This window comes from Pseudomonas sp. RC10-4-2, assembly GCF_050433085.1.
In the GTDB taxonomy this organism is placed as follows: Bacteria; Pseudomonadota; Gammaproteobacteria; order Pseudomonadales; family Pseudomonadaceae; genus Pseudomonas; species Pseudomonas aeruginosa.
Map to the genome: position 1 here is coordinate 377,334 of NZ_JBNPXX010000002.1, position 24,855 is coordinate 402,188.

Below are 24,855 nucleotides of genomic sequence, written 5' to 3' on the forward strand. Positions count from 1 at the left end.
TCATTTTGGCGACATTGAATTTCATTTTCTCGCCGCAAAATTTGTGAGGCCTTGTGCACCTATGTACAATGGCCTCCCTTTGCCTGTCGAAAACTCGCCGCATGAGCGGGTGACAGGCGAAGTAGATGACTAAAAAAGTTTTGCCGGTGAGAGTTCCTTATGAAAGCAGGTCTGTACCATCCTGAAACGTTCAAGGATAACTGCGGATTTGGCCTGATCGCCCATATGCAGGGCGAGCCGAGCCATCAACTTCTGCAAACCGCAATCGAAGCACTGACCTGCATGACCCACCGCGGTGGGATCAATGCCGATGGCAAGACCGGGGACGGCTGCGGGCTGCTGATCCAGAAGCCCGACCTGTTCCTGCGTGCCGTCGCCAGGGAAGCCTTTTCTGTCGACCTGCCCGAGCAATACGCGGTGGGCATGGTGTTCTTCAACCAGGACCCGGTGAAAGCCGAGGCGGCACGCGAGAACATGAATCGCGAGATCGTCGCCGCCGGACTGGAGCTGGTCGGCTGGCGCAAGGTGCCGATCGATACCAGCGTTCTCGGCCGCCTGGCGCTGGAGCGCCTGCCGCAGATCGAACAGGTGTTCATCGGCGGCGCCGGCCTGAGCGACCAGGACTTCGCCATCAAGCTGTTCAGCGCACGGCGCCGCTCGTCGGTGGCCAACGCCGCCGACAGCGACCACTACATCTGCAGCTTTTCGCACAAGACCATCATCTACAAGGGCCTGATGATGCCGGCCGACCTGGCCGCCTTCTATCCGGACCTTGGCGACGAGCGCCTGCAGACCGCGATCTGCGTATTCCACCAGCGCTTCTCCACCAACACCCTGCCGAAATGGCCGCTGGCGCAGCCGTTCCGCTTCCTCGCCCACAACGGCGAGATCAACACCATCACCGGCAACCGCAACTGGGCCCAGGCGCGGCGGACCAAGTTCACCAACGAACTGATCCCCGACCTGGAAGAGCTCGGCCCGCTGGTGAACCGCGTCGGCTCCGACTCGTCGAGCATGGACAACATGCTCGAACTGATGGTCACCGGCGGCATGGACCTGTTCCGCGGCCTGCGCATGATCATCCCGCCGGCCTGGCAGAACGTCGAAACCATGGACGCCGACCTGCGCGCGTTCTACGAGTACAACTCGCTGCACATGGAGCCCTGGGATGGCCCCGCCGGCGTCGTGCTGACCGACGGTCGCTATGCCGTCTGCCTGCTCGACCGCAATGGCCTGCGCCCGTCGCGCTGGGTCACCACGAAGAACGGCTACATCACCCTGGCTTCGGAAATCGGCGTCTGGGACTACAAGCCCGAGGACGTCATCGCCAAGGGTCGCGTCGGCCCGGGGCAGATCCTCGCGGTGGACACCGAGACCGGCCAGGTCCTGCACAGCGACGACATCGACAACCGCCTGAAGTCGCGCCATCCCTACAAGCAGTGGCTGCGGCAGAATGCCCTGCGCATCCAGGCGACCCTGGACGACGACCATGGCGTGGCCAGCTACGACGCCGACCAGCTCAAGCAATTCATGAAGATGTTCCAGGTCACCTTCGAGGAGCGTGACCAGGTGCTGCGTCCGCTCGGCGAGCAGGGCCAGGAAGCGGTGGGCTCCATGGGCGACGATACGCCGATGGCGATCCTCTCCCGGCGCATCCGCTCTCCGTACGATTACTTCCGCCAGCAATTCGCCCAGGTCACCAACCCGCCGATCGACCCGCTGCGCGAAGCCATCGTGATGTCCCTGGAAACCTGCCTGGGCGTCGAGCAGAACATCTTCGAGGAAGCCCCGCACCATGCCAACCAGGCGATCCTCACCACTCCGGTGATCTCGCCGGCGAAGTGGCGGACCATCATGACCCTGGACCGCCCGGGCTTCGACCGCCACTTCATCGACCTCAACTACGACGAGTCGATGGGCCTGGAGGCCGCGGTGCGCAACATCGCCGACCAGGCCGAGGAAGCCGTGCGCGGCGGCAAGGTGCTGCTGATCCTCAGCGACCGCCATATCGCTCCCGGCAAACTGCCGGTGCATGCTGCCCTGGCCGTCGGTGCGGTGCATCACCGCCTGGTGCAGACCGGGCTGCGCTGCGACTCCAACATCCTGGTGGAGACCGCCACCGCCCGCGATCCGCACCATTTCGCGGTGCTGATCGGCTTCGGCGCCTCGGCGGTCTATCCGTTCCTCGCCTACGAGGTGCTGGCCGACCTGATCCGCACCGGTGAAGTGCTGGGCGACCTCTACGAGGTGTTCAAGTACTACCGCAAGGGGATCTCCAAGGGCCTGATGAAGATTCTCTCGAAGATGGGCATCTCCACCGTCGCGTCCTACCGTGGCGCGCAGCTGTTCGAGGCGGTGGGCCTGTCCGACGAGGTCACCGACCTGTGCTTCACCGGAGTCGCCAGCCGCATCCAGGGCGCGCGCTTCGTCGATATCGAGAACGAGCAGAAGCTCCTGGCCGCCGAGGCCTGGAGCAACCGCAAGCCGATCCAGCAGGGCGGCTTGCTGAAGTTCGTCTATGGCGGCGAATACCACGCCTACAACCCGGATGTGGTGAATACCCTGCAGGCTGCCGTGCAGCAGGGCGACTACGAGAAGTTCAAGGAATACACCGCGCTGGTGGACCAGCGCCCAGTGTCGATGATCCGCGACCTGTTGCAGGTGAAGACCGCCGCGCAGCCGCTGGCGCTCGACGAGGTGGAGCCGCTGGAAGCCATCTTCAAGCGCTTCGATGCCGCCGGGATTTCCCTCGGCGCGCTGTCGCCGGAGGCCCACGAGGCGCTGGCCGAGGCGATGAACACCCTGGGCGGTCGCTCCAACTCCGGCGAGGGCGGCGAGGACCCGGCGCGCTACGGCACGCTGAAGAGTTCGAAGATCAAGCAGGTGGCTACCGGCCGCTTCGGCGTGACCCCGGAATACCTGGTCAACGCCGAGGTCCTGCAGATCAAGGTGGCCCAGGGCGCCAAGCCCGGCGAGGGCGGCCAGTTGCCGGGCGGCAAGGTCAACGGCCTGATCGCCCGCCTGCGCTATGCGGTGCCCGGCGTGACCCTGATCTCGCCGCCGCCGCACCACGACATCTACTCCATCGAAGACCTGGCGCAGCTGATCTTCGACCTCAAGCAGGTCAACCCGCAGGCGCTGGTATCGGTGAAGCTGGTATCCGAGCCGGGCGTCGGCACCATCGCCGCCGGCGTGGCCAAGGCCTATGCGGACCTGATCACCATCTCCGGCTACGACGGCGGTACCGGTGCCTCGCCGATCACCTCGATCAAGTACGCCGGCTCGCCCTGGGAACTGGGCCTGGCGGAAACCCACCAGACCCTGCGCGGCAACGACCTGCGCGGCAAGGTCCGGGTGCAGACCGATGGCGGCCTGAAGACCGGCCTGGACGTGATCAAGGCGGCCATTCTCGGCGCCGAGAGCTTCGGCTTCGGCACCGCGCCGATGATCGCCCTGGGCTGCAAGTACCTGCGCATCTGCCACCTGAACAACTGCGCCACCGGCGTGGCGACGCAGAACGACAAGTTGCGCAAGGACCACTTCATCGGCACCACCGCGATGGTGATCAACTTCTTCACCTTCATCGCCACGGAAACCCGCGAGTGGCTGGCGCGCCTCGGCGTGCGCAGCCTGGGCGAGCTGATCGGCCGCACCGACCTGCTGGAGATCCTCCCCGGCGAGACCGCCAAGCAGCAGAATCTGGATCTCGCTCCGTTGCTGGGCAGTGAGCTGATCCCGGCCGACAAGCCGCAGTTCTGCGAGGTGGAGAAAAACCCGCCGTTCGACCAGGGCCTGCTGGCCGAGAAGATGGTCGAGCTGTCGAAGGCCGCCATCGAAGGCCTGAGCGGCGGCGAGTACGAGCTGGACATCTGCAACTGCGACCGATCCATCGGCGCGCGGGTATCCGGCGAGATCGCCCGCCTGCACGGCAACCAGGGCATGGCCAAGGCACCGGTGGTGTTCCGTTTCAAGGGCACCGCGGGACAGAGCTTCGGCGTGTGGAACGCCGGTGGCCTGCACCTGTACCTGGAAGGCGACGCCAACGACTACGTAGGCAAGGGCATGACCGGCGGCAAGCTGGTGATCACCCCGCCCAAGGGCAGTCCGTTCAAGACCCAGGAATCTGCCATCGTCGGCAACACCTGCCTGTACGGCGCCACCGGCGGCAAGCTGTTCGCCGCCGGAACCGCCGGCGAGCGCTTCGCCGTGCGCAACTCCGGTTCCCATGCGGTGGTGGAAGGTACCGGCGACCACTGCTGCGAATACATGACCGGCGGTTTCGTCTGCGTGCTGGGCAAGACCGGCTACAACTTCGGCTCCGGCATGACCGGGGGCTTCGCCTACGTCCTCGACATGGACAACACTTTCGTCGACCGCGTGAACCACGAGCTGGTGGAAATCCAGCGGATCAGCGGCGAGGCGATGGAGGCCTATCGCAGCCACCTGCGCAAGGTCCTGGTCGAGTACGTGAACGAAACGGCAAGCGAGTGGGGCGCGAACATCCTGGAAAACCTGGATGACTACCTGCGTCGGTTCTGGCTGGTGAAACCGAAGGCGGCCAGCCTCGGTTCGCTGCTGACCAGCACCCGTGCCAACCCGCAATAAGCGCCCGAAGTTGTGATGAGGTTTCGATATGTCTGAACGTCTGAATTCCGACCGCCTGAACAACGACTTCCAGTTCATCGAAGTCGGGCGCAAGGACCCGAAGAAGAAGCTGCTGCGCCAGCGCAAGCGCGAGTTCGTGGAGATCCACGACCTGTTCAAGCCGCAGCAGGCCGCCGACCAGGCCCACCGCTGCCTGGGCTGCGGCAACCCGTACTGCGAGTGGAAATGCCCGGTGCACAACTTCATCCCTAACTGGCTGAAGCTGGTTTCCGAAGGCAACATCCTGGCCGCCGCCGAACTGTCGCACCAGACCAACACCCTGCCGGAAGTCTGCGGCCGGGTCTGCCCGCAGGATCGCCTCTGCGAGGGCGCCTGCACCCTCAACGACGGTTTTGGCGCGGTGACCATCGGCTCGGTGGAGAAGTACATCACCGATACGGCCTTCGCCATGGGCTGGCGTCCGGACCTGTCCAAGGTCAAGCCGACCGGTAGGCGCGTCGCGGTGATCGGCGCCGGCCCGGCCGGCCTCGGCTGCGCCGACGTGCTGGTGCGCAACGGCGTGACCCCGGTGGTGTTCGACCGCAACCCGGAGATCGGCGGCCTGCTGACCTTCGGCATTCCCGAGTTCAAGCTGGAGAAGCACGTCCTCAGCCGTCGCCGCGAGGTGTTCACCGGCATGGGCATCGAGTTCCGCCTGAACACCGAGATCGGCAAGGACGTGACCATGGAGCAGTTGCTCGATGAGTACGATGCCGTGTTCATGGGGATGGGCACCTACACCTACATGAAGGGCGGTTTCCCCGGCGAGGACCTGCCGGGCGTACACGACGCCCTGGACTTCCTGATCGCCAACGTGAACCGCAACCTCGGCTTCGAGAAGTCGGCCGAGGACTTCGTCGACATGAAGGGCAAGCGCGTGGTGGTCCTGGGCGGCGGCGACACCGCGATGGACTGCAACCGCACTTCGATCCGCCAGGGCGCCAAGTCGGTGACCTGTGCCTATCGCCGTGACGAAGAAAACATGCCGGGCTCGCGCAAGGAAGTGAAGAACGCCAAGGAAGAGGGCGTGAAGTTCCTCTTCAACCGCCAGCCCATCGCCATCGTCGGCGAGGACCGGGTGGAAGGCGTGAAGGTGGTCGAGACCCGTCTCGGCGAGCCGGACGCCCGCGGCCGCCGCAGCCCCGAACCGATCCCCGGTTCCGAGGAGATCATCCCGGCGGAAGCCGTGCTGATCGCCTTCGGCTTCCGGCCGAGTCCGGCGCCGTGGTTCGAGCGCTTCGAGATCGCCACCGACAGCCAGGGCCGCGTGGTGGCTCCGGCGCAGGCGCAGTTCAAGCACCAGACCAGCAACCCGAAGATCTTCGCCGGTGGCGACATGGTCCGTGGTTCCGACCTGGTGGTGACGGCGATCTTCGAAGGACGTACCGCGGCCGAAGGCATCCTCGACTACCTTGGCGTCTGACCCGCGGCGCCACCGGCGCTGCGACAAATCACCGCGATAGACAAAAGGCACGGCCCCCGCCGTGCCTTTTGTTTTGTGCTTTGCGACAATAGCGGCCCTTTTCGCCCGCCGGCCTGTGGATAACCCCCTTCCGCACGCGCCCGCGTGAAGCCAGCAGCCTTTGATCGGATGCCGTTATGACTGCCCTGAAGAACGACCGCTTCCTCCGCGCCCTGCTCAAGCAGCCCGTCGATGTCACCCCCGTCTGGATGATGCGCCAGGCCGGTCGTTACCTGCCGGAATACCGTGCCACCCGTGCCAAGGCCGGCGATTTCATGAGCCTGTGCATGAACCCGGAGCTGGCCTGCGAAGTGACCCTGCAGCCGCTGGACCGTTACCCGCAGCTGGACGCCGCGATCCTCTTCTCCGATATCCTGACCATTCCCGATGCCATGGGCCAGGGCCTGTACTTCGAGACCGGCGAAGGCCCGCGCTTCCGCAAGGTGGTCTCGTCGCTGGCCGACATCGAGGCGCTGCCGGTTCCCGATCCGGAACAGGACCTGGGCTATGTGATGGACGCCGTGCGCACCATCCGCCGCGAGCTGAACGGCCGCGTACCGCTGATCGGCTTCTCCGGCAGCCCCTGGACCCTCGCCACCTACATGGTCGAGGGCGGCTCGAGCAAGGACTTCCGCAAGTCCAAGGCGATGCTCTACGACAACCCTCAGGCCATGCACGCTCTGCTGGACAAGCTGGCGCAATCGGTGACCAGCTACCTCAACGGGCAGATCCACGCCGGCGCCCAGGCGGTGCAGATCTTCGACTCATGGGGCGGCAGCCTGTCGGCGGCGGCCTACCAGGAGTTCTCCCTGACCTACATGCGCAAGATCGTCGATGGATTGATCCGCGAGCACGACGGACGCCGGGTGCCGGTGATCCTCTTCACCAAGGGAGGCGGCCTGTGGCTGGAGTCGATGGCCGAGGTCGGCGCCGAGGCGCTGGGCCTGGACTGGACCTGCGACATCGGCAGCGCCCGGGCCCGTGTCGGTGAGCGCGTAGCCCTGCAAGGCAACATGGATCCCTCGGTGCTCTACGCCAATCCGGCGGCGATCCGCGCCGAAGTCGCGCGGATCCTGGCGGCCTACGGCAAGGGTACGGGGCATGTGTTCAATCTTGGCCACGGCATCACCCCGGAAGTCGACCCGGCCCATGCCGGCGCCTTCTTCGAGGCGGTGCACGAGCTGTCGGCGCAGTACCACGGCTGAGCCGGAACGAAAGAAGGGGAGCCGAGGCTCCCCTTTTTCATGCGCGGGCCGACGGCCCTCCGGCGCGTTGGCTGGCGGGGACGCGCCGGTGGCGTACCCGCCCTACGCAACCCGCCCGGCTCAACTGCTTACCTTGCCGGTGCGGTCGTTGATCACGAACAGCTTGCCGTTGGCGTCGCGCACGAGGATTTCCGCGCCCGGCTGGCCATCCATATCGGCCACCGAATCGATGCTGTAGTTGACGTCGCCGATGCGGTAGTCGCTGCTGGCGCCGCTGGCGTGGTGGATGACCCGCACCTTGCCCTGCATCACCACGATCAGCTCGTTGCCCGGCTTGCCGTCGGTGTCCGCGGTGCCGCCATAGAGTGCCCAGGCGCTGGCGCCGATGTTGTATTCCTTGCGGGAACTGGCGTTGCTGATCACGTAGATGCCGGTGCTGGTGCGGCCGATGATCTCCGCGCCGGGCTGGCCGTCGAGGTCGGCGATCTGTGCGAGCGCGTGGTAGCCGCTGAAGGTGAAGTCCTTGGCGCCACTGGTGCGCGGGTCGATGACCTTGACGCCGTTGCCCATGTTCAGCACCAGTTCCTTGCCCGGCGCGCCGTCCACGTCGGCGACGTCGAACAGGCCCCAGGTGCCGTTGTAGCTGAAGGTGGCGTCGCGTTGCGTACGGGTGCGATCGAATACGGTGCGCACGCCGTTGCCGATGCTGAGGATGACTTCGTCGCCGGCGACGTTGTCGACGTCGGTGGCGCGCATGATCGCCCAGGAGACGTTGCCTACCGGGTACTTGCGCTGGGTGGTGCTGGCGTGGGAAACGATCACCAGGTCGGGACCGGCCTTGACCAGGATTTCCGCGCCGGGCTGGCCGTCGGTATCGGTGGCGCCGAAGACCGACCAGACCACGTTGCCGAAGCTGTAGTTGCGGGTGCTGCCGCCTTCCACCACCTGCAGGTTGGCGCCGTCGCGGTAGACCGCGGCGAGCTGGCCGTTGCCCCGCAGGTCCCAGGTTCCTACCAGAACGCCGGCCGCCTGGGCTGCGCTGGCGCAGAGGGAGAACAGTGCCGTGCCGAGCAGGCAGGCGCGCTTGATCGCTGGTTTCATAAAGTCCCTTTCATATCGCTGTCGAGGCCGGCCGGATGCCGGCCGCAGCAGCATAGAACAGCGCTTGCTGCGCTCAAGGGAAACGCGAGGGATTTGTCGAGCGCTTGGCATTTGTTCGTGAAACTGGTTGCCCGCCCAGCAGGCGGGCGCGGGTGTCGCTCGGCGGCTCGCCGGTCCAGCGCTTGAAGGCGCGGGTGAAGTTGGTTGGATCGCTGTAACCCAGGTACAGGGCGATACGCTGCAACGACACCTCGGGACGCCGCAGCAATCGCAAGGCCTGGCGCTGGCGAGCCTGACCGAGCAACTGGCGAAAGCTGGTGCCGGCGTCATGCAGATGCCGCTTGAGGCTGCGGCTGGACAGGTGCAGGCGCGCGGCTACTTCCTCCAGGTTGGGGAAGCGCTGTTCCTGGCGTTCCAGCTCCAGCCGCACGCGGGCGCAGATGTCCCGGCGGCCGGCATCGAGCAGCGCCAGTTCGCGCTCGCAGTGTTCGCGGGCGCGGCGCAACGCAGCCGGATCGGCCATCGGTAGCGAGCGGGCGAGCAGGATGGCGGGGAACACCAGCTGGACGTGGGCCTGGTCGTAGCGGCACTGCGGCAGCGGCACAGGCACGGCAGGTTCGGGGTAGTCGAAGTCGAGCCTGCCGACCAGGGCCGGTTCGCCGAGCAGCCAGGCGCCGGAGCGATACAGGCCGATCAGCAGGGCTTCGCTGAAGTACCGGTGCAGCGCCGGCGGGAGCGCAGGGCCTGGCAGCAGGCGCAGGATCACCTGCTCGTCCTCGCGCAGCAGGCTGATTTCGACGTTGCCCTGCAGCAGCGGCATGTAGCGCAGCGCCAGGCACAAGGCATCGCCGAGCGTCGCCGAGGCCATCATCGCGTAGCCCAGGCTGCCATGGGCGGTGGGAGGCGTGCGCAAGGCGAGCTGTGCGCCGAGGCCGGGGTCGCCGCTCAGCGCGAGCGCCGTGGCGGCGATCGCCTGGTACTGCTGCGATGTGACGCGTGCTTCCGGCTCTTCCAGTCGCAGCGTCGACAGACCGATTTCCCGCAGCAGCGCGCGTCCGTCCAGGCCGCGTTCCTCCAGCAGGCCGAGCAGCAGGCGCGGATAGGCAGCGGTGATGGTCGGTGCGTCGGAGTCCGTGCGGCGGCTCATGCTGGCGTGTCCTGGCCCGAAATGATCGGCAGTCTGGCGCGAGCGCGTCTGCCGCTGCATTGGCTGGTGCCGCGATACTGCCCGGCAACGCAGTCAAGCGGAGAACGAGCGATGCATCCCTGGGCACGACGCAACATTCCACAACTGGCCGGGCGCCTGGCGCTGGTCACCGGCGCCAACAGCGGCCTGGGTTGGCAGGCGGCGCGCACGCTGGCCGGCAAAGGGGCGACCGTGGTGATGGCCTGCCGCAATCGCGAACAGGCGGAGCGGGCGCGGCGGGCGATCCTCGACGAGTATCCCCAGGCACGCCTGGAGCTGGCCGATCTCGACCTGGCCGACCTCGCCTCGATCCGCGCCTGCGCCGCCGGTTTCCGTCAGCGCCACGAACGCCTCGATCTCTTGTTCAACAACGCCGGAGTGATGTTCCTGCCCCTGCGGCGTACCCGCGACGGTTTCGAGATGCAGATGGGCACCAATCACCTCGGCCACTTCGCCCTTACGGGACTGCTGCTGGACTCGTTGCTGGCCGCTCCACGGCCCAGGGTGGTGGGCATGACCAGCGGTTTCAACCAGTTCGGCCGGCTGCCGCTCGACGACCTCAACGCCGAGCGCGGCTACAACCGCTATCTTGCCTATTGCCACAGCAAGCAGGCCAATCTGCTGTTCAGCCTGGAGTTGCAGCGCCGCGCCGGCCAGCGGGGCGTGCTTCTGCAGAGCCTGGCGGCGCATCCGGGCTACGCGGCGACCAACCTGCAGTACGCGGCACCGGCGATGTCCGGTTCGCGCCTGGGACGCTGGGCGATGAAGGTGGCCAACGGAGCGTTCGCGCAATCGCCGGAGATGGGGGCGTTGCCGGCACTTTCCGCGCTGACCGAACAGCGCTGGTATGGCGGCGCCTATGTCGGCCCGGATCGCTGGCTGGAAACCCGCGGTTATCCGGCGGCGGCGCGGATTCCGCGGAATGCGCGCGACCTGGGGCTGGCCGCGCGGCTGTGGGCGCTATCGGAAGAACTGACCGGAGTACGCTTCTGGTCGGAGTGAAGGCGCCGGGAGACCGGCGCCTCGAACTCAGTGGGCGGCCTGCGCCAGGGTGTTGCCAGGCAGGGCCGGCAGGCGCGCCAGGTGCAGCGAGACCAATACCGCGACCACCAGCAGCGAGCCGATGAACAGTCCGATGCCATTCCAGCCGTAGTAATGCCAGAACACCCCGCCGAGGGTGCCGGCCAGGCTTGAGCCGACGTAGTAGCTGAACAGGTAGAGCGACGAGGCCTGGCCCTTGGCGCGCAGGGCGCGGCGCCCGATCCAGCTGCTCGCCACCGAGTGCGCGCCGAAGAAGCCGAAGGTGAATAGCAGCAGGCCGGCGAGCATCAGCGGGATCGGCTCGAACAGGGTCAGCAGCAGGCCGCCGAGCATCAGCAGGATGACCGCCCAGAGCACCTTGCGTCGCCCCAGCTTGTCGGCCAGCGAACCGACCCAGGCCGAGCTGTAGATGCCCGAGAGGTAAACCACCGAGAGCACTCCGACCACCGCCTGGCTCATGTGGTAGGGCTCGGCCAGCAGGCGGTAGCCGATGTAGTTGAACAGGGTGACGAAGCTGCCCATCAGCAGGAAGCCGATCAGGAACAGCCAGGGCAGTCCGGCGTCGCGGAAGTGCAGGCGGTAGCCGTTGAGCAGGGTCGCCGGCTTCAGCGGTGCCGGCCGGAAGTGTTTCGATTCGGGCAGCACGCGCCAGAACACCAGCGCGGCGACCAGGGCCAGGCCGCCGAGGACCGCCAGTGCGGCATGCCAGGAGATGAAATCGACCAGGACGCCGCTGATCAGGCGTCCGCTCATCCCGCCGATGGCGTTGCCGCCGATGTACAGGCCCATCGACAGGCCGATGTGCTGCGGATGGATCTCTTCGCTGAGATAGGTCATCGCCACCGCGGCCAGGCCGCTCAAGGACAGCCCGACCAGCGCGCGCATCAGCAGCACGCCATGCCAGGTGGGCATCACCGCGCTGCCGAGGGTGAACAGCGCGGCGGCCAGCAGCGAGACGACCATCACCGGCTTGCGACCGATCGCGTCGGAGATCGGGCCGGTGACCAGCAGGCCAAGGGCGAGCATGGCGGTGGCGACGGACAATGCCAGGCTGCTTTCCGCGGCGCTGATGGAAAACGCCTTGGACAGCACCGGCATCATCGGCTGGATGCAGTAGAGCAGGGCAAAGGTGGCGAAACCGCCGGAGAACAGCGCTAGGGAGGTGCGCATGAACTGCGGGGTGCCTTTCTCGATATAGCGTTCGACTTCGGTGGCGGCTTCCAGCACCTCGTTGGCTGCTTCGCGGGCCGCCTCGATTAACGCGGGTTCTTCTTCGGCCTGTGGCCGGACTTGCGGATTGCTCACGGGGCACCTCTGGGGACGGTGGCGAGCAGGCACAACGAGGCCGCGCCACCTGGATTTCAGGGACAAGGGGTCGTTGTTGGAGGTTATGTGGCAAAGGATATAGATAGGTTTATATGATTTCCAATATATTGATCGACACGATTGATATGTAAAAAGACCTAATAGGAGGGGCCGCTTGGAACTCAGGCACCTGCGCTATTTCATCGCCGTCGCCGAGGAGCTGCACTTCGGCCGCGCCGCCGAGCGTCTGGGGATCTCCCAGCCGCCGTTGAGCCAGCAGATCCAGGCGCTGGAGGAGGAAATCGGTGCGCGCCTGTTCGAGCGCACCAACCGCCGCGTCGAACTCACCGACGCCGGCCGGCTGTTCCTCGACGAGTCCCGCCAGGTGCTGGCCCAGGTAGACAAGGCGGTGCTGCTGGCGCGTCGGGCCCACCTGGGGGAACTGGGCGAGCTGAAGATCGGTTTCACTTCCTCGGCACCCTTCACCTCGACCATACCCAGCAGCATCCATGCCTTCCGCAAGGCCTATCCGGACGTACACCTCGACCTGCAGGAAATGAGCAGCCGCCAGGTACTCAAGGCGCTGCTCGAGGAAAGCCTGCAGGTGGGCGTGATCCGCCCGCTGGCGCTGCCGGATGCGGTGCATTGGGTGGAGTTGTTCCGCGAACCGCTGGTGGCGGTGCTGCGGGCCGACCATCCGCTGGCGGCCGGCAGCGAGGATGGCCTGGCCATCGCCGCCCTGGCCGAGGAGCCCTTCGTGTTCTTCCCGCGCAGCTACGGCACCGGGCTCTACGACCAGGTCATCGCCCTGACCCGACAGGCCGGCTTCAGCCCGCGCATCGCCCAGGAGGCCAGCGAGGCGATGACCATCATCGGCCTGGTCTCGGCTGGACTGGGGGTGTCGATCCTGCCGGCGTCGTTCCGCCGCACCCGGGTCGACGGCGTGGTCTACCGCACCCTGAGCGATCCCGAGGCGACGACTGCGGTATGGCTGGTCCGTCGGCAGAACGAGGGCTCGCCGCTGGCGCTGTCCTTCATCGACCTGGTGACCCGTGAGGCGGCCAGCCTGCGCCGACGCTGAACCGCTCTACGTCAGGACCGAGACGGCGCTCGCGCTTGCCCGCGGCTTTGCCTATCATCCGGGATCAGGCTCGGCTCACGGAGATTTCCCATGCGGCGCGTGGTGTTCAATCAGAAAGGCGGGGTAGGCAAGTCCAGCATCGCCTGCAACCTGGCGGCGGTCAGCGCGGCGGAGGGCTATCGCACCCTGCTGGTGGACCTGGACGCCCAGGCCAACTCCACGCACTACCTGACCGGACTGACCGGCGAGGACCTGCCGGTGGGGATCGCCGACTTCTTCAAGCAGACCTTGTCTTCCGGGCCCTTCAGCAAGAAGGGCAGGGTCGAGATCTACGAGACGCCGTTCGACAACCTGCACATCGTCACCTCCAGCCCCGAACTGGCCGACCTGCAGCCGAAGCTGGAGTCGAAGCACAAGATCAACAAGCTGCGCAAACTGCTGGACGAACTGGACGAAGACTACGACCGGATCTACCTGGATACCCCGCCGGCACTGAATTTCTACACGGTATCTGCGCTGATCGCTGCCGATCGCTGCCTGATTCCCTTCGATTGCGACAGCTTCTCCCGCCAGGCGCTGTATGGCCTTCTCCAGGAGATCGAGGAACTGCGTGACGACCACAACGAAGACCTGCAGGTCGAGGGCATCGTGGTCAACCAGTTCCAGCCGCGCGCCAGCCTGCCGCAGCAACTGCTCGACGAGCTGGTGGCGGAGGAACTGCCGGTGCTGCCGGTGTACCTGATGAGTTCGGTGAAGATGCGCGAGTCGCACCAGGCTTGTACCCCGCTGATCTTCCTCGAACCGCGGCACAAGTTGACCCAGCAGTTCGTCGAGTTGCACGGGCTGCTCGAAAGCTGAGCAGCCTCTGCGGCAGCGCTTCTACGAGGTAACCAGGACGTCGCAGCTCGGCTGGCGCAGGTAACGTTGCGCCAGGTTGCCGAGCAGCGCCTGCATCAGCGCGTTGCGGCTGTGCCGGCCGAGGGCGAGCAGCTCCGGCTGGCGCTGCTTCAACGCGGCGTCCAGGCTGTACGGCAGCACGCCGGGAACCACTTCGTGGCTCAGCTGCGGCCCGACGCCCGGCAGGCGCTCCTGCTCGTCGCTCAGCAATTGTTCGATCAGCCCGGCCTGGGTGGCCAGGTGCGCGGCATTCTGCCTGGGCAGGCCGAGCACGCCGTCGTCGGGGGACTCGAACACGTGCAGGGCGTGCAGGTCGGCTTCCACCGGCAGCAGGCGGTAGGCCTGGCGCAGCGCGGTACAGGCGCACTGGGAAAAGTCCAGGGCGCTGAGCGCCTGGCGGTAGGGTTCGTCCGCCTCGCGCACGGCGAGCAGCACCGGCACCCGGCTGCGCCGCACCACCTGGTCGAGGGTGGTGTTGCCGAAGCGTTCGAAGGTCTTCTGGTGGTGTGCGCCCATCAGCAGCAGGTCCGGTTCGAGCGCCCGGGTCTGCTGCAGGATGCCGTCGATCGGCTGGCCCCTGAACAGGTGGATGGCGCTGTCCTCGTCGAGGCCGGCCTCCTTGCGCTTGAGCTGCAGCATGGCGCTGACGGTCTTCACCGCCGACGCCGATAGCCCCGGGTCGTACACGTGCAGCAGGCTGACCCGCGCATCGTGCTGGCGGGCCAGTTGGGCGGCGCGGGCGAGGGCGACGTCGGCTTCCGGGGTGAGGTCGTGGGCGACCAGGAGGTGGCGGATCATGGCGGACTCCGTGGGATGGCTACGCTGGCTTCTCCACTGTCGCGCCGCAGCTCGCTACGGACCTTGATCCATGGCAGAAAAAACCTTCGCCGTGCCCTGCGAAATCTGCCAGTCAGGGCCGCGCGTGGCTGCGTAGCTGGTACAACGCGGTGCTTTCCGCCACCACCTCCCCCTGCTCGTCGGTGAGTTGCAGTTCGAGGCTGTATTCGGCCTTGCCGCGCTCTCCAGCCTCGGTTTCCAGTTGGCGGATGCGCTCGGCATCCAGGCGTGCCTCGACGCGTATGTCGCCCTTGGCCGGGCGGCGGAAGCGCAAGGTCATCTCCTTGACGATGGGATAGAAGCGGGCGCTGTCGAAGCTGGTCAGGAACAGCGCGCCACCGGGAATTTCGGCGAGGGTGAAGAGCGCCCCGGCGTACATGCTGCCGATGTGGTTCTCGTTGCCGGCGCCCGGCATGCGCAGGCGCACGTAGCCGGGTTCGAGGACTTCCGCCCTGAGTCCGCTGCGCTGGACGAAGGCGATCTTTTCTTCGGTCAGGTGCCTGGCGAGTTCGGTGGGCAGTGGCATGGCGCTCTCCATGTCGGGGATCCCAGCCAGACTAGCCGGCCGGCCAGGCCGGGCAAGGACCGAAACGCTCGCCCGGACTGACCGATCCGCTCAGCGTGCGGCGGCGGCCAGGGCCTGGTCGAGGTCGGCGAGGATGTCGTCGATGTGCTCGATGCCGATCGACAGCCGCACCATGTCGTCGGAGACTCCGGCGCGGGCCAGTTCCTCCGCGTTCAACTGGCGGTGGGTGGTGCTCGCCGGGTGGCAGGCCAGGGACTTGGCGTCGCCGATGTTGACCAGCCGCACCACCAGCTTCAAGGCGTCGATGAAGCGCGCGCCGGCGGCGCTGCCGCCCTGGATGCCGAAGGACAGGATCGCCGCCGGGCGGCCCCCCAGGTAGCGCCGGGCCAGGGCGTGCTCGGGGTTGTCGGCGAGGCCGGCGTATTTCACCCAGGCCACCTGCGGATGTTGTTGCAGGTAGCGGGCTACGGCGAGGGCGTTGTCGCAGTGGCGCTCCATGCGCAGCGCCAGGGTCTCCAGGCCTTGGAGGATGAGGAAGGCGTTGAACGGCGAGAGCGCCGCGCCCATGTTGCGCAGCGGTACTACCCGGCAGCGGCCGATGAAGGCGGCGGGTCCGAAGGCCTCGGTGTAGGTGACGCCGTGGTAGGACGGATCGGGCGTGTTCAGCAGCGGGAAGCGCGACTTGTTCGCCGCCCAGTCGAATCTGCCGGAGTCGACCACGATCCCGCCGATGCTGGTGCCGTGGCCGCCCATGTACTTGGTCAGCGAGTGCACGACGATGTCGGCGCCGTGCTCGAACGGCCGGCAGAGCACCGGGGTGGCTACCGTGTTGTCGACGATCAGCGGCACGCCGTGGCGGTGAGCGGCGTCGGCCAGTGCCTGCAGGTCGATGATGTTGCCCGCCGGGTTGCCGATGGTTTCGCAGAACACGGCCTTGGTCCGCTTGTCGATCAGCGCTTCCAGGGCGGCGATGTCGTCGTGGGCGGCGAAGCGCGCCTGGATGCCGATGCGTGGCAGGGTGTGGGCCAGCAGGTTGTAGGTGCCGCCGTAGAGCTTGGCCACCGAGACGATGTTGTCGCCGGCCTCGGCGACGGTCTGGATCGCGTAGGTGATGGCCGCCATCCCCGAGGCCACCGCCAGCGCCCCGACCCCGCCTTCCAGCGCCGCGACGCGCTGTTCCAGTACGTCGTTGGTGGGGTTCATGATCCGTGTGTAGATGTTGCCCGGTACCTTCAGGTCGAACAGGTCGGCGCCATGCTGGGTGTCGTCGAAAGCGTAGGAGGTGGTCTGGTAGATCGGCACCGCCACCGCGCGGGTGGTCGGGTCAGGGCTGTAGCCGGCGTGGACGGCCAGGGTTTCCAGTTTCATGCAGCGTTCCTTCGGGCAGATTGGAAGGACGCAGCATGGGAAAGCGCGCCGGGCGGGTCAATGCGCCCGGGCAAGGAAAAGCGTGCCTGGTTAGACTGTTGTGTTCGCCGCTTATGCCTGTCAGCGCAGGCCGATGTAGATGTTGTAGGCGCTGATCAGGGTGATCAGGGTGCCGACGATGACCAGCAGGGTGCGCGGCGAAAGCTTCTTGCACAGCAGGGCGGCGAACGGTGCGGCGAACAGGCCGCCGAAGACCAGCCCGGCGACCATCTTCCAGGTGTCCGGCTGGCCAGCGAGGAGGATGAAGGAGGTGGCGCTGGCGATGGTCAGGAAGAACTCGGCGAAGTTCACCGAGCCGATGGTGGTGCGCGGGTCGCTACCCGAGCCGATCAGGCTGCTGGTGACCACCGGGCCCCAGCCGCCGCCGCCGGCAGCATCGACGAAGCCGCCGAAGAGTGCCAGCTTGGCCACGTGGCGCGGTGCCCGGCGCTTGATCACGTGGCGGTAGGCCTTGCTCAGGATGTACAGGCCCATCAGCAGCAGGTAGGCGGAGATGAAGGGCTTGAGCTGGTGGCCGTCGAAGCGGGTGATCAGCACGGCGCCGAGCACCGCGCCGATCATTCCCGGCAGCAGCAGGCGGAGGAAGAGTGACTTGTTGACGTTGCCGAGCTTGACGTGGGAAATCCCGGAAAAGCCGGTGGTGAACACTTCGGCGATGTGCACGCTGGCGCTGGCAGCGGCCGGCGTGGCACCAGCGCTGAGCAGGAAGGTAGTCGCGGTGATGCCATAGGCCATGCCCAGCGCACCGTCGATCACCTGGGCGAAGAAGCCCACCGCCACCGCGCTCCAGAAACCCCGGCTGGTCAGGGCCTGCTCGATGATCTCGAAGCCGTTGCTGCCGCCGTTGTCGAAGAACAGGCGCCAGGCCAGGAAGGCGAGCAGGCCGACCAGGATCAGCACCGCCGCCCACATGGCGGCGCGCAGTACCGGGTGGTCGTCCGGATGGGTGACGAAATCTTCGACAGGAGGCAGACCTAGCGCCTGGTGTTCGGTGTTGATCGAACTCTGGCTGAGATCGAGGTCGCGTATCTTCATGCGGCAAGGCGCCTGACAGGAGGTGGTAGAACAGGCTGGAATAAGTGTGGCGGCGAAGATAATCGGCTTTTCTTAGTGCGTCTAAGAAGTTTTCCGAAGGTATTTATTCCATTTCGGCATTATCGGCCGCCGTTCTGTCAGGGCATCCCGTCAGGAGGAGCAACTGATTTCCAGGTGCCGCCCCCAGTCCGGCGGGCGCCGGGTGAAGCGCTCCATGCCCGGCTGTTCCTCGAACGGGCGACTCAGCACCTGGTGCAGCAAGCGGACTTCCGTGTAGTCGCCCTGCTCGGCCGCTTCGATGGCCTGCTGTGCCAGGTAGTTGCGCAGCACATAGAGCGGATTGACCGCGTGCATGCGCCGGCGCCGCGACTCCTGGTCTCCGCCTTCTTCCTCGACGCGCCGGCGGTAGGCCTCGGCCCAGCGGTCGAAGGCCTCGCGGTCGACGAAGTCGTCGCGCAGGCTGGCCAGCGCCCGCTCCGGAGTTTCTTCGCCGAGTCGGCGGAAGAACAGCGAGTAATCCACCGCGCTGCCCTGCATGCGCTGCAACAGTTCCTGGACCAGGGCCTGGTCGTTCTCCGCGGCGACGCCCAGGCCCAGGCGCCGGCGCATCAGGTCGAGGTAGTGGGCCTGGTAGAGGGGCAGGAACAGGTCGAGGCTGGCGCGCAGTTCGTCCACTTCCACCAGTGGCGTCAGCGCCTGGGCCAGGGCGGCCAGGTTCCAATGGGCGATCGGTACCTGGTTGCTGAAGGAGTAGCGGCCGGCGTCGTCGGAGTGGTTGCAGATGTGATTGGCGTCGAAATCGTCGAGGAAGGCGTAGGGCCCGTAGTCGAAGGTAATGCCGAGGATCGACATGTTGTCGGTGTTCATCACCCCGTGGCAGAAGCCATAGGCCTGCCAGCGGGCGATGAGTTCGGCGTTGCGCTCGACGACCTGGCGGAACATCGCCGCGTATGGCCGCTCGGCTGCGTTGCAGTCGGCGAAGTGGTGTTCCAGAACGAACGCCGCCAACTGTTTCAACTGGTCGTGCTGGCGGGTGTAGTAGAAGTATTCGAAGTGACCGAAGCGCACGTGGCTGGGCGCCAGGCGCAGCAGCGTCGCCGCGCTTTCCTTCTTCTCGCGCCAGACCGGCGTGCTCGAACCGATCACGCAGAGCGCCCGGCTGCTGGGAATGCCCAGTGCCGGAAGGGCTTCGGAGGCGAGGAACTCGCGGATCGACGAGCGCAGCACGGCGCGCCCGTCGCCCATCCGCGAGTAGGGGGTCTGGCCGGCGCCCTTGAGGTGCAGGTCCCAGTGCTCGCCGGCCTGGTTGATCACCTCGCCGAGCAGCAGGCCGCGGCCGTCGCCCAGGCGCGGGTTATAGGAGCCGAATTGGTGGCCGGAATACACCATCGCCCGCGGCTCGGCTTCCGACCACAGCTTGTGCCCGCCGAACAGTTCGGCGAACAGCGCTTCGTCGCTGGTTTCCGCTGGCAGGTCGAGCAGCGCCAGGGCGGCGGGGCTGGCTACCACCAGGCGCGGCTCGGCGATGGGGTCGGGCAGGACTTCGGTGGAGAAGGCGTCGCCCAGGCGGGCGAAGCGGTTGTCGAAGTCGAGGTCGTCGAGTGATTTCAAGAGAGGCCTCCGGCAATTCCCGAGCATTGTGCTGGGAATTGCCGGAGGGCGTCCAGGCCCGGAGGTTCAGCGGGTCGGTTCGGCGGGACCGTCCTGGCCCTTGAGCGCGGGCGGATTGCCGACGCCGCTGTGCTGCGGCTCGCCGACGAACAGCTGGACCTGCTGGCCCTGGAGGTTCTTGACGAACACATCGACCTGGTTGAAAGCCATGTCGATCTTGTGTTCGCGGAAGCTGGTGGCGATCTTCGTCAGGATCTCGTCGGTAGAGGGATTGCGGTCGCCCAGTTCGCGGACGTGGAAGCGCAGCTCGTAGTCGAAGGTACTGGCGCTGATGGTCAGGAAGTACAGCAGCGGCTCCGGGTCGCGCAGTACCCGCGGGTTTTCCTTGACCGCCTGCATCATCAGCTTGCGCGCCAGCGGCAGGTCGGTCTCGTAGGCCAGGCCGATCTTGATGGTGACCCGGGTCACGGTATCGCTCAGCGACCAGTTCACCAGTTGCCCGGTGATGAAGGTCTGGTTCGGGACGATGATCTCCTTGCGGTCGAAATCGGTGATGGTGGTGGCGCGGATGCGGATCCGGCTGACCGTGCCGGACAGGTTGCCGATGGTCACCACGTCGCCGATTCGTACCGGACGCTCGAAGAGGATGATCAGGCCGGAGACGAAGTTGGAGAAGATCGCCTGCAGGCCGAAACCGAGGCCTACCGAGAGCGCCGCCACCAGCCATTGCAGCTTGTCCCAGCTGACCCCGAGGGTAGACAGGGCGCTGACGATGCCGATGCCGCTGATGGCGTAGGAAAGCAGGGTGGTGGTGGCGTAGGCGCTGCCCTGGGCCAGGGTCAGGCGCTGCAGTACCAGGACTTCCAGCAGGCCGGGCAGGTTGCGCGCCAAGGCCACGGTGACCACCGCGATGGCCAGCGCCGCGAGGAAGTCGCGCAGGCTGATCGGCACGCTGGTGGCCGCTTCGCCGGTGCCGGCGGTGTACTGGTACAGGGTGACGTTGTCGAGGTAGGAGATCACGCTGATCAGGTCGGCCCAGACCCAGTACAGGCAGACGATGAAGCCGATCAGCAGGGCCAGGCGGATCAGCCGCAGCGATTGCTGGTTGATCTGCTCGATGCCGAGGGTCGGCTCCTCGACGTTGGTCTCGCCGTCGACGCCTTCCTTCGCCGCGTTCTGCCGTTTCGCCAGGGCCCGGGCGTAGGCCAGGCGCCGGGCCGCCACGCCCAGGCCGCGGACGAAGGCGGCTTCGATGACGAACCAGAGCAGCAGCAGGTAAAGGGTATCGATGAGACGGTCGGTGAGCTTCAGCGAGGTGTAGTAGTAGCCGAAGCAGACCGCGACGAAGAGCACCAGCGGCAGCGCGGTGAAGAGGATGCCGACGATCATCTTGATCAGCGACGGACGTTCGTCGCCGGGGCTGCTGAACAGCAGGCGGCTGAGCAGCCAGGCCATGGCCGCGTAGCCGAGCAGGACCACGGCGATGCCGATCACGTCGTCGGCCAGACTCGCCGGCTGGTGCTCGGCCACCGTCACCACGCCGACCAGCGCCAGGACCACAACGCCGAGGCGGACCAGGTGCCGGTCGAGGAAGCCGACCTGTTCGCGGCTCCAGTGGAAATGCCGCTCGGCGATGCCGCCCGGGGTGAGGATGCGATGGGCGGTGTAGAACAGCAGCCAGACCTGGGCCATTTCCAGCAGGGCGCTGCCAAGGGTGGCGTTCTGGCCGCGGGCGTCCAGCAGCAGGGCCAGCCCGGCGACGGCGAAGGTCAGGGTGCCGGGCAGGGCGAGGAGGATGGTGATCAGGATCGCCAGCGGGGTATGCAGCTGGCTGTCGCGCTTGAAGTGGCCGATGTCGTCGTTCAGCTCCGCCAGCTTGTCGTACAGGTAGCGGCGTTTCCACAGCAGCGCGGCGATCAGCAGGAACAGCGGCAGGAACAGCAGCGGCCGATCGACCAGGCCTTCGCCCAGTTCACGCACCCCGGAGCCCCAGGGGATCTCGGTGAGCTGGTTCTTCAGCAGGGTCGGGGTCATCTTGAACCAGGACAGGTCGAGCGGCTGGTTGCTGGGAATCCAGAACATCTGCTCGTCGAGGGTGGTGCGCAGGCTCTCGCTGGTGGAAAGCAACTGTTTCTGGTTCAACTGCAAGGTGATCGCTTCGTTGAGCAGCGCGTTGAGTTCGTGGTTGAGCCGTTCGAGCAACTCGGAACGGGTTGCCAACAGGGTGTCGAGATCCTTGCGCAGTTCCGGCGTGACCTGCTCGCTGGGCTGCTGGGCGAGCAGGTCGTCCAGGTATTGCTGCGGGGTCGCCAGCTTGTCGCGTTCCTGGTTCAGTTCGAACTGGCCGAGGCGCAGGTCGGCGATCTCGTCGGCCAGGCTCTGGTCGGCCTTGATCTTGGGCAGCGCCTGTTTCTGCTTGTAGAGGATGCGCGACAGCAGCAGGCTGCCGCGCAGGACGTTGATCTGTTCCTCGAGGGCCTGGTTGGACTGGGTCAGGTTGTCCAGTTGCTGCTTGGTCTCGAGGTTGCGCCGGGTGAGCACGTTGAGGCGGTCGGTGGCACGCAGGAGGTAGTCGGAGAGACGCAGGTTCTTGGCGTTCTCCTGGCTCAGCAGGCTGTCGGTGCCGGCCCCCTGGGCGCCTTCCTTGGACAGCTCGGCGACGGTCTTTTCCGACTGCTCGCGGCGCTTCTCGCTGATCAGCGCCTGCAGGTCGAGGGTTTCCTTTTCCAGGCGCGAGATCTTCTCGGTGAGCAGATCGTGCTGGCTCTTGCCGAGGTCCTGCAGCAGGTTGTTGCCGGCCAGCTCCTGGCGCAACAGCTGGCTCTGCACGGTCAATGCGGCCTGCTCGGCGAGCAGCTCACCGCGACGGTCGGCGTTGATCGTCTTGCTGCTTTCCTTGCCGGCCTTGAGCAGCGAGCCGATTTCCAGGATCCGTGCCTGCATGCTGCTGATGCCGGCCTGGGCTCGTTCCGGACGGGTCTCGGCGGTGATCGACAGGCTGTTGGCCTCGCCCAGGGCCTTCTGCCACTCGGCCTGCTGGGTGGTGCGGTCGTTGAGCAGCATTTCCAGGCGGGCCGCGCTCTCGCCGCTGTAGCGTTCGCTGACCGGACGTTCTTTGGTCTTCTTCAGGCGCTCCAGTTCGCGCTGGTTTTCCTCGATCTGCCGGGGCGCGTCGCTCAGGCGCTTTTTCAGGTCCTCCAGGCTCTGCAGCGCTTCGTCGCGCGCGGCGAGGAACTTGAGGGTCTGTTCGAGGCTGGCCTTGGCGACCTTCTGGTCGGCTTCGGCGAGCTTGCGCTCGGCCAGCTTGTCGAGGCTTTGCTGGACGGTCTCGGCCGAGGGCGGCTCGGACTGGGCGAGGAGCGGCGGACTGGCAAGGCAGAGGCCGAGGAAAAGAATAGCGATCAGGGAGCGGAGGGCAGGCATGGTCGAGAAGAGACTCGAAGAAGGGTGAATGCAGGTTAGTGGTGGCTCCGAGGCGCCGCAAGGCGCCTCGGAACGGGAATTCGACAGGAAATCAGAGGAAAAGTCCGGGCCCTGGGCGGCCTTCCGGAAACTTCACGCCGACCTTGCGGATACGGTTGCCTTCCAGGGCGGCCACGGTCCAGGTCAGGCCGTTCCACTCCACCTGGTCGCCGATCACCGCTTCGCCGCCGATCTCGTGGGCGATGAAGCGGCCCAGCGCTTGCTCGCCGTCGATGCCGTCGAGCTTCAGGCCGTAGAGCGAGGCCACCGCCGACAGCTGGGCATCGCCTTCCAGCACGAAGTCGCCGAAGAAGCGCGCGCCGAGGCCCCGGTCGGGCGCCTGGCTGAACAGCTTGCCGAGGGCCGGCAGGTCGTGTTCGTGGCCGATCACGCAGAGAATGTCGTCGGCCTCGAGGATGGTGCTGCCCGACGGGTGGAGCAGTTCGGTGCCGCGGAACAGCGCGGCGATCCGGGTCCCGCCGGGCATCTTCAGCTCGCGCAGGGCGGCGCCGATGCACCACTTTTCCTTGTTCAGGTGGTAGACGAACAGCTCCCACTCGCTGGTCGGGTGGATCTCCAGGCCGGCGCGGGATATCGGTGCCGGGTCCGGCGGCACCACCACCCGCAGCAGCCTGGCCGCCCAGGGCAGGCTGGTGCCCTGCACCAGCAGTGAGACCAGGACGATGAAGAAGGCCACGTTGAAGAACAGCTGGGCGTTCGGCAGGCCGGCCATCAGCGGGAACACCGCGAGGATGATCGGCACCGCGCCGCGCAGGCCGACCCAGGCGATGAAGGCTTTCTCGCGGTCGTGGAAGGCGCGGAACGGGATCAGTCCGATCAGTACCGACAGCGGTCGTGCCACCAGGATCATCCACAGCGCCAGGGCCAGTGCCGGCAGGGCGATCGGCCACAGGTCGTGGGGTGTGACCAGCAGGCCGAGGACCAGGAACATGCCGATCTGCGCCAGCCAGGCCATGCCGTCGAGCATGTGCAGGATGCCGTGGCGGCTGCGGATCGGGCGGTTGCCGAGGAGCAGGCCGCACAGGTAGATGGCGAGGATGCCGCTGCCGCCGACGGCGTTGGCCAGGGCGAACACCAGCAGGCCACCGCTGATCACCAGCAACGGGTAGAGGCCGCCGGCCAGGTGCATGCGGTTGATCAGTTGCAGCAGCAACCAGCCGCCGCCAAGACCGAGCAGGGCGCCGAGACCGAACTGCTGCACCAGGTGCAGGGCGAAGCCCCAGCTGAGGCCGGTCTGGCCGCTGGCGAGCATCTCGATCAGGGTCACGGTGAGGAACACCGCCATTGGGTCGTTGCTGCCCGATTCGATTTCCAGGGTCGCGGTGACCCGCTCGTTGAGACCTTTGCCGCCGAGCAGGGAGAACACCGCGGCGGCATCGGTGGAGCCGACGATGGCGCCGATCAGCAGGCCTTCCATCCAGTGCAGGTCGAACAGCCAGGCTGCCGCGATGCCGGTCAGGCCGGTGGTCACCAGCACGCCCAGGGTGGCCAGCGACAATGCCGGCCAGAGCGCCACGCGGAAGCTGGAGACGCGGGTGCGCAGGCCGCCGTCGAGGAGGATCACGGCGAGCGCCAGGTTGCCCACCAGGTAGGCCATCGGATAGTTGTCGAAGACGATGCCGCCGACCCCGTCGTTGCCGGCGATCATGCCGACGGCGAGGAAGATCACCAGGATCGGGATGCCCAGGCGGGAGGACAGCGAGCTGACGAGGATGCTCATGCCGACCAGCACCGCCCCGATCAGGAAGAAATTATTGACGGTGACGGCGTCCAAGGTCGGCCTCCTCGCGGCGGGACAGGGGGAAGGCGACGCTACGGGTCGGTTTTACGTAGGGGAATTACGTAGACAGGATGCAGGCCGCATGCCAAGTGATTCTAACCTGCGGATTTGGCGGACTGTAAAGGGGCGGCTGCGGTTTTTTTCGAAGGAATTCCAAGGCTTTCGCGTTGTCCGGGCGAGTGCGCGCGGACTCGCCGGCGTGGCCGCCAGGCAACGGCAACCCGGCGTCCATG

General features: G+C 66.4%; 16 protein-coding genes. 6 read left to right on the top strand and 10 right to left on the bottom strand.

Annotation, left to right across the window (positions count from 1 at the left end):
- The first annotated feature begins 159 nt into the window (after positions 1–159).
- The 3 genes from gltB to hemE all read left to right on the top strand — a co-directional run bounded on the left by gltB (position 160) and on the right by hemE (position 7,311).
- Positions 160–4,605, top strand: a complete 4,446-nt coding sequence (gene gltB, locus FHW81_RS09750; RefSeq protein WP_003103700.1) for a glutamate synthase large subunit — start codon at positions 160–162, stop codon at positions 4,603–4,605.
- Between the two features lie 28 nt (positions 4,606–4,633).
- On the top strand, positions 4,634–6,067 hold the full coding sequence (locus FHW81_RS09755) for an FAD-dependent oxidoreductase (protein ID WP_003095829.1): 1,434 nt from the start codon (positions 4,634–4,636) through the stop codon (positions 6,065–6,067).
- 176 nt (positions 6,068–6,243) lie between these two features.
- The gene (gene hemE, locus FHW81_RS09760) at positions 6,244–7,311 is read left to right on the top strand and encodes a uroporphyrinogen decarboxylase (RefSeq protein WP_003103698.1); all 1,068 of its coding nucleotides are present in this window, start codon (positions 6,244–6,246) and stop codon (positions 7,309–7,311) included.
- Positions 7,312–7,431: 120 nt separating this feature from the next.
- Here the strand turns inward: hemE and FHW81_RS09765 are convergent, their stop codons facing one another.
- Complete coding sequence (locus FHW81_RS09765; RefSeq protein WP_003103696.1) at positions 7,432–8,412, bottom strand: hypothetical protein; 981 nt, start codon at positions 8,410–8,412, stop codon at positions 7,432–7,434.
- A 73-nt stretch (positions 8,413–8,485) separates the two neighbouring features.
- Complete coding sequence (locus FHW81_RS09770) at positions 8,486–9,559, bottom strand: AraC family transcriptional regulator (RefSeq protein ID WP_003103694.1); 1,074 nt, start codon at positions 9,557–9,559, stop codon at positions 8,486–8,488.
- A gap of 111 nt (positions 9,560–9,670) precedes the next feature.
- Here FHW81_RS09770 and FHW81_RS09775 point away from each other — a divergent pair, with 111 nt between their 5' ends.
- Positions 9,671–10,600 (top strand): oxidoreductase, encoded by a 930-nt coding sequence (locus FHW81_RS09775; RefSeq protein WP_023090923.1) that lies wholly within the window; start codon positions 9,671–9,673, stop codon positions 10,598–10,600.
- Between the two features lie 27 nt (positions 10,601–10,627).
- On the opposite strand, the gene FHW81_RS09780 is transcribed toward FHW81_RS09775, so the two are convergent.
- The gene (locus FHW81_RS09780) at positions 10,628–11,944 is read right to left on the bottom strand and encodes an MFS transporter (protein ID WP_003103690.1); all 1,317 of its coding nucleotides are present in this window, start codon (positions 11,942–11,944) and stop codon (positions 10,628–10,630) included.
- A gap of 175 nt (positions 11,945–12,119) precedes the next feature.
- On the opposite strand from FHW81_RS09780, the gene FHW81_RS09785 reads away from it, so the two are divergent.
- Both FHW81_RS09785 and FHW81_RS09790 read left to right on the top strand, forming a co-directional pair.
- The gene (locus tag FHW81_RS09785; RefSeq protein WP_003095817.1) at positions 12,120–13,025 is read left to right on the top strand and encodes a LysR family transcriptional regulator; all 906 of its coding nucleotides are present in this window, start codon (positions 12,120–12,122) and stop codon (positions 13,023–13,025) included.
- 90 nt (positions 13,026–13,115) lie between these two features.
- Positions 13,116–13,883 carry a ParA family protein gene (locus FHW81_RS09790; RefSeq protein WP_003103688.1) on the top strand — a complete coding sequence of 256 codons (768 nt, stop codon included), beginning with the start codon at positions 13,116–13,118 and terminating at the stop codon, positions 13,881–13,883.
- A 21-nt stretch (positions 13,884–13,904) separates the two neighbouring features.
- Here the strand turns inward: FHW81_RS09790 and FHW81_RS09795 are convergent, their stop codons facing one another.
- From FHW81_RS09795 to FHW81_RS09825, 7 genes are all read right to left on the bottom strand, one after another.
- Positions 13,905–14,720: a universal stress protein gene (locus FHW81_RS09795; protein WP_003095811.1), complete on the bottom strand. Its 816-nt coding sequence runs from the start codon at positions 14,718–14,720 to the stop codon at positions 13,905–13,907.
- Between the two features lie 112 nt (positions 14,721–14,832).
- Entirely contained in the window at positions 14,833–15,285 is a 453-nt protein-coding gene (locus FHW81_RS09800; RefSeq protein ID WP_003116142.1) for a YiiD C-terminal domain-containing protein, read from the bottom strand.
- A gap of 90 nt (positions 15,286–15,375) precedes the next feature.
- Complete coding sequence (locus FHW81_RS09805; protein WP_003457518.1) at positions 15,376–16,653, bottom strand: bifunctional O-acetylhomoserine aminocarboxypropyltransferase/cysteine synthase; 1,278 nt, start codon at positions 16,651–16,653, stop codon at positions 15,376–15,378.
- Positions 16,654–16,773: 120 nt separating this feature from the next.
- Positions 16,774–17,748: a sulfite exporter TauE/SafE family protein gene (locus FHW81_RS09810; protein ID WP_003095804.1), complete on the bottom strand. Its 975-nt coding sequence runs from the start codon at positions 17,746–17,748 to the stop codon at positions 16,774–16,776.
- Between the two features lie 150 nt (positions 17,749–17,898).
- Positions 17,899–19,359 (bottom strand): protein adenylyltransferase SelO, encoded by a 1,461-nt coding sequence (gene selO, locus FHW81_RS09815; protein WP_003116144.1) that lies wholly within the window; start codon positions 19,357–19,359, stop codon positions 17,899–17,901.
- Between the two features lie 66 nt (positions 19,360–19,425).
- The gene (mscK, locus tag FHW81_RS09820; protein WP_023089697.1) at positions 19,426–22,782 is read right to left on the bottom strand and encodes a mechanosensitive channel MscK; all 3,357 of its coding nucleotides are present in this window, start codon (positions 22,780–22,782) and stop codon (positions 19,426–19,428) included.
- Positions 22,783–22,873: 91 nt separating this feature from the next.
- Positions 22,874–24,616 (bottom strand): potassium/proton antiporter, encoded by a 1,743-nt coding sequence (locus FHW81_RS09825; RefSeq protein WP_003114562.1) that lies wholly within the window; start codon positions 24,614–24,616, stop codon positions 22,874–22,876.
- Positions 24,617–24,855: the final 239 nt, after the last annotated feature.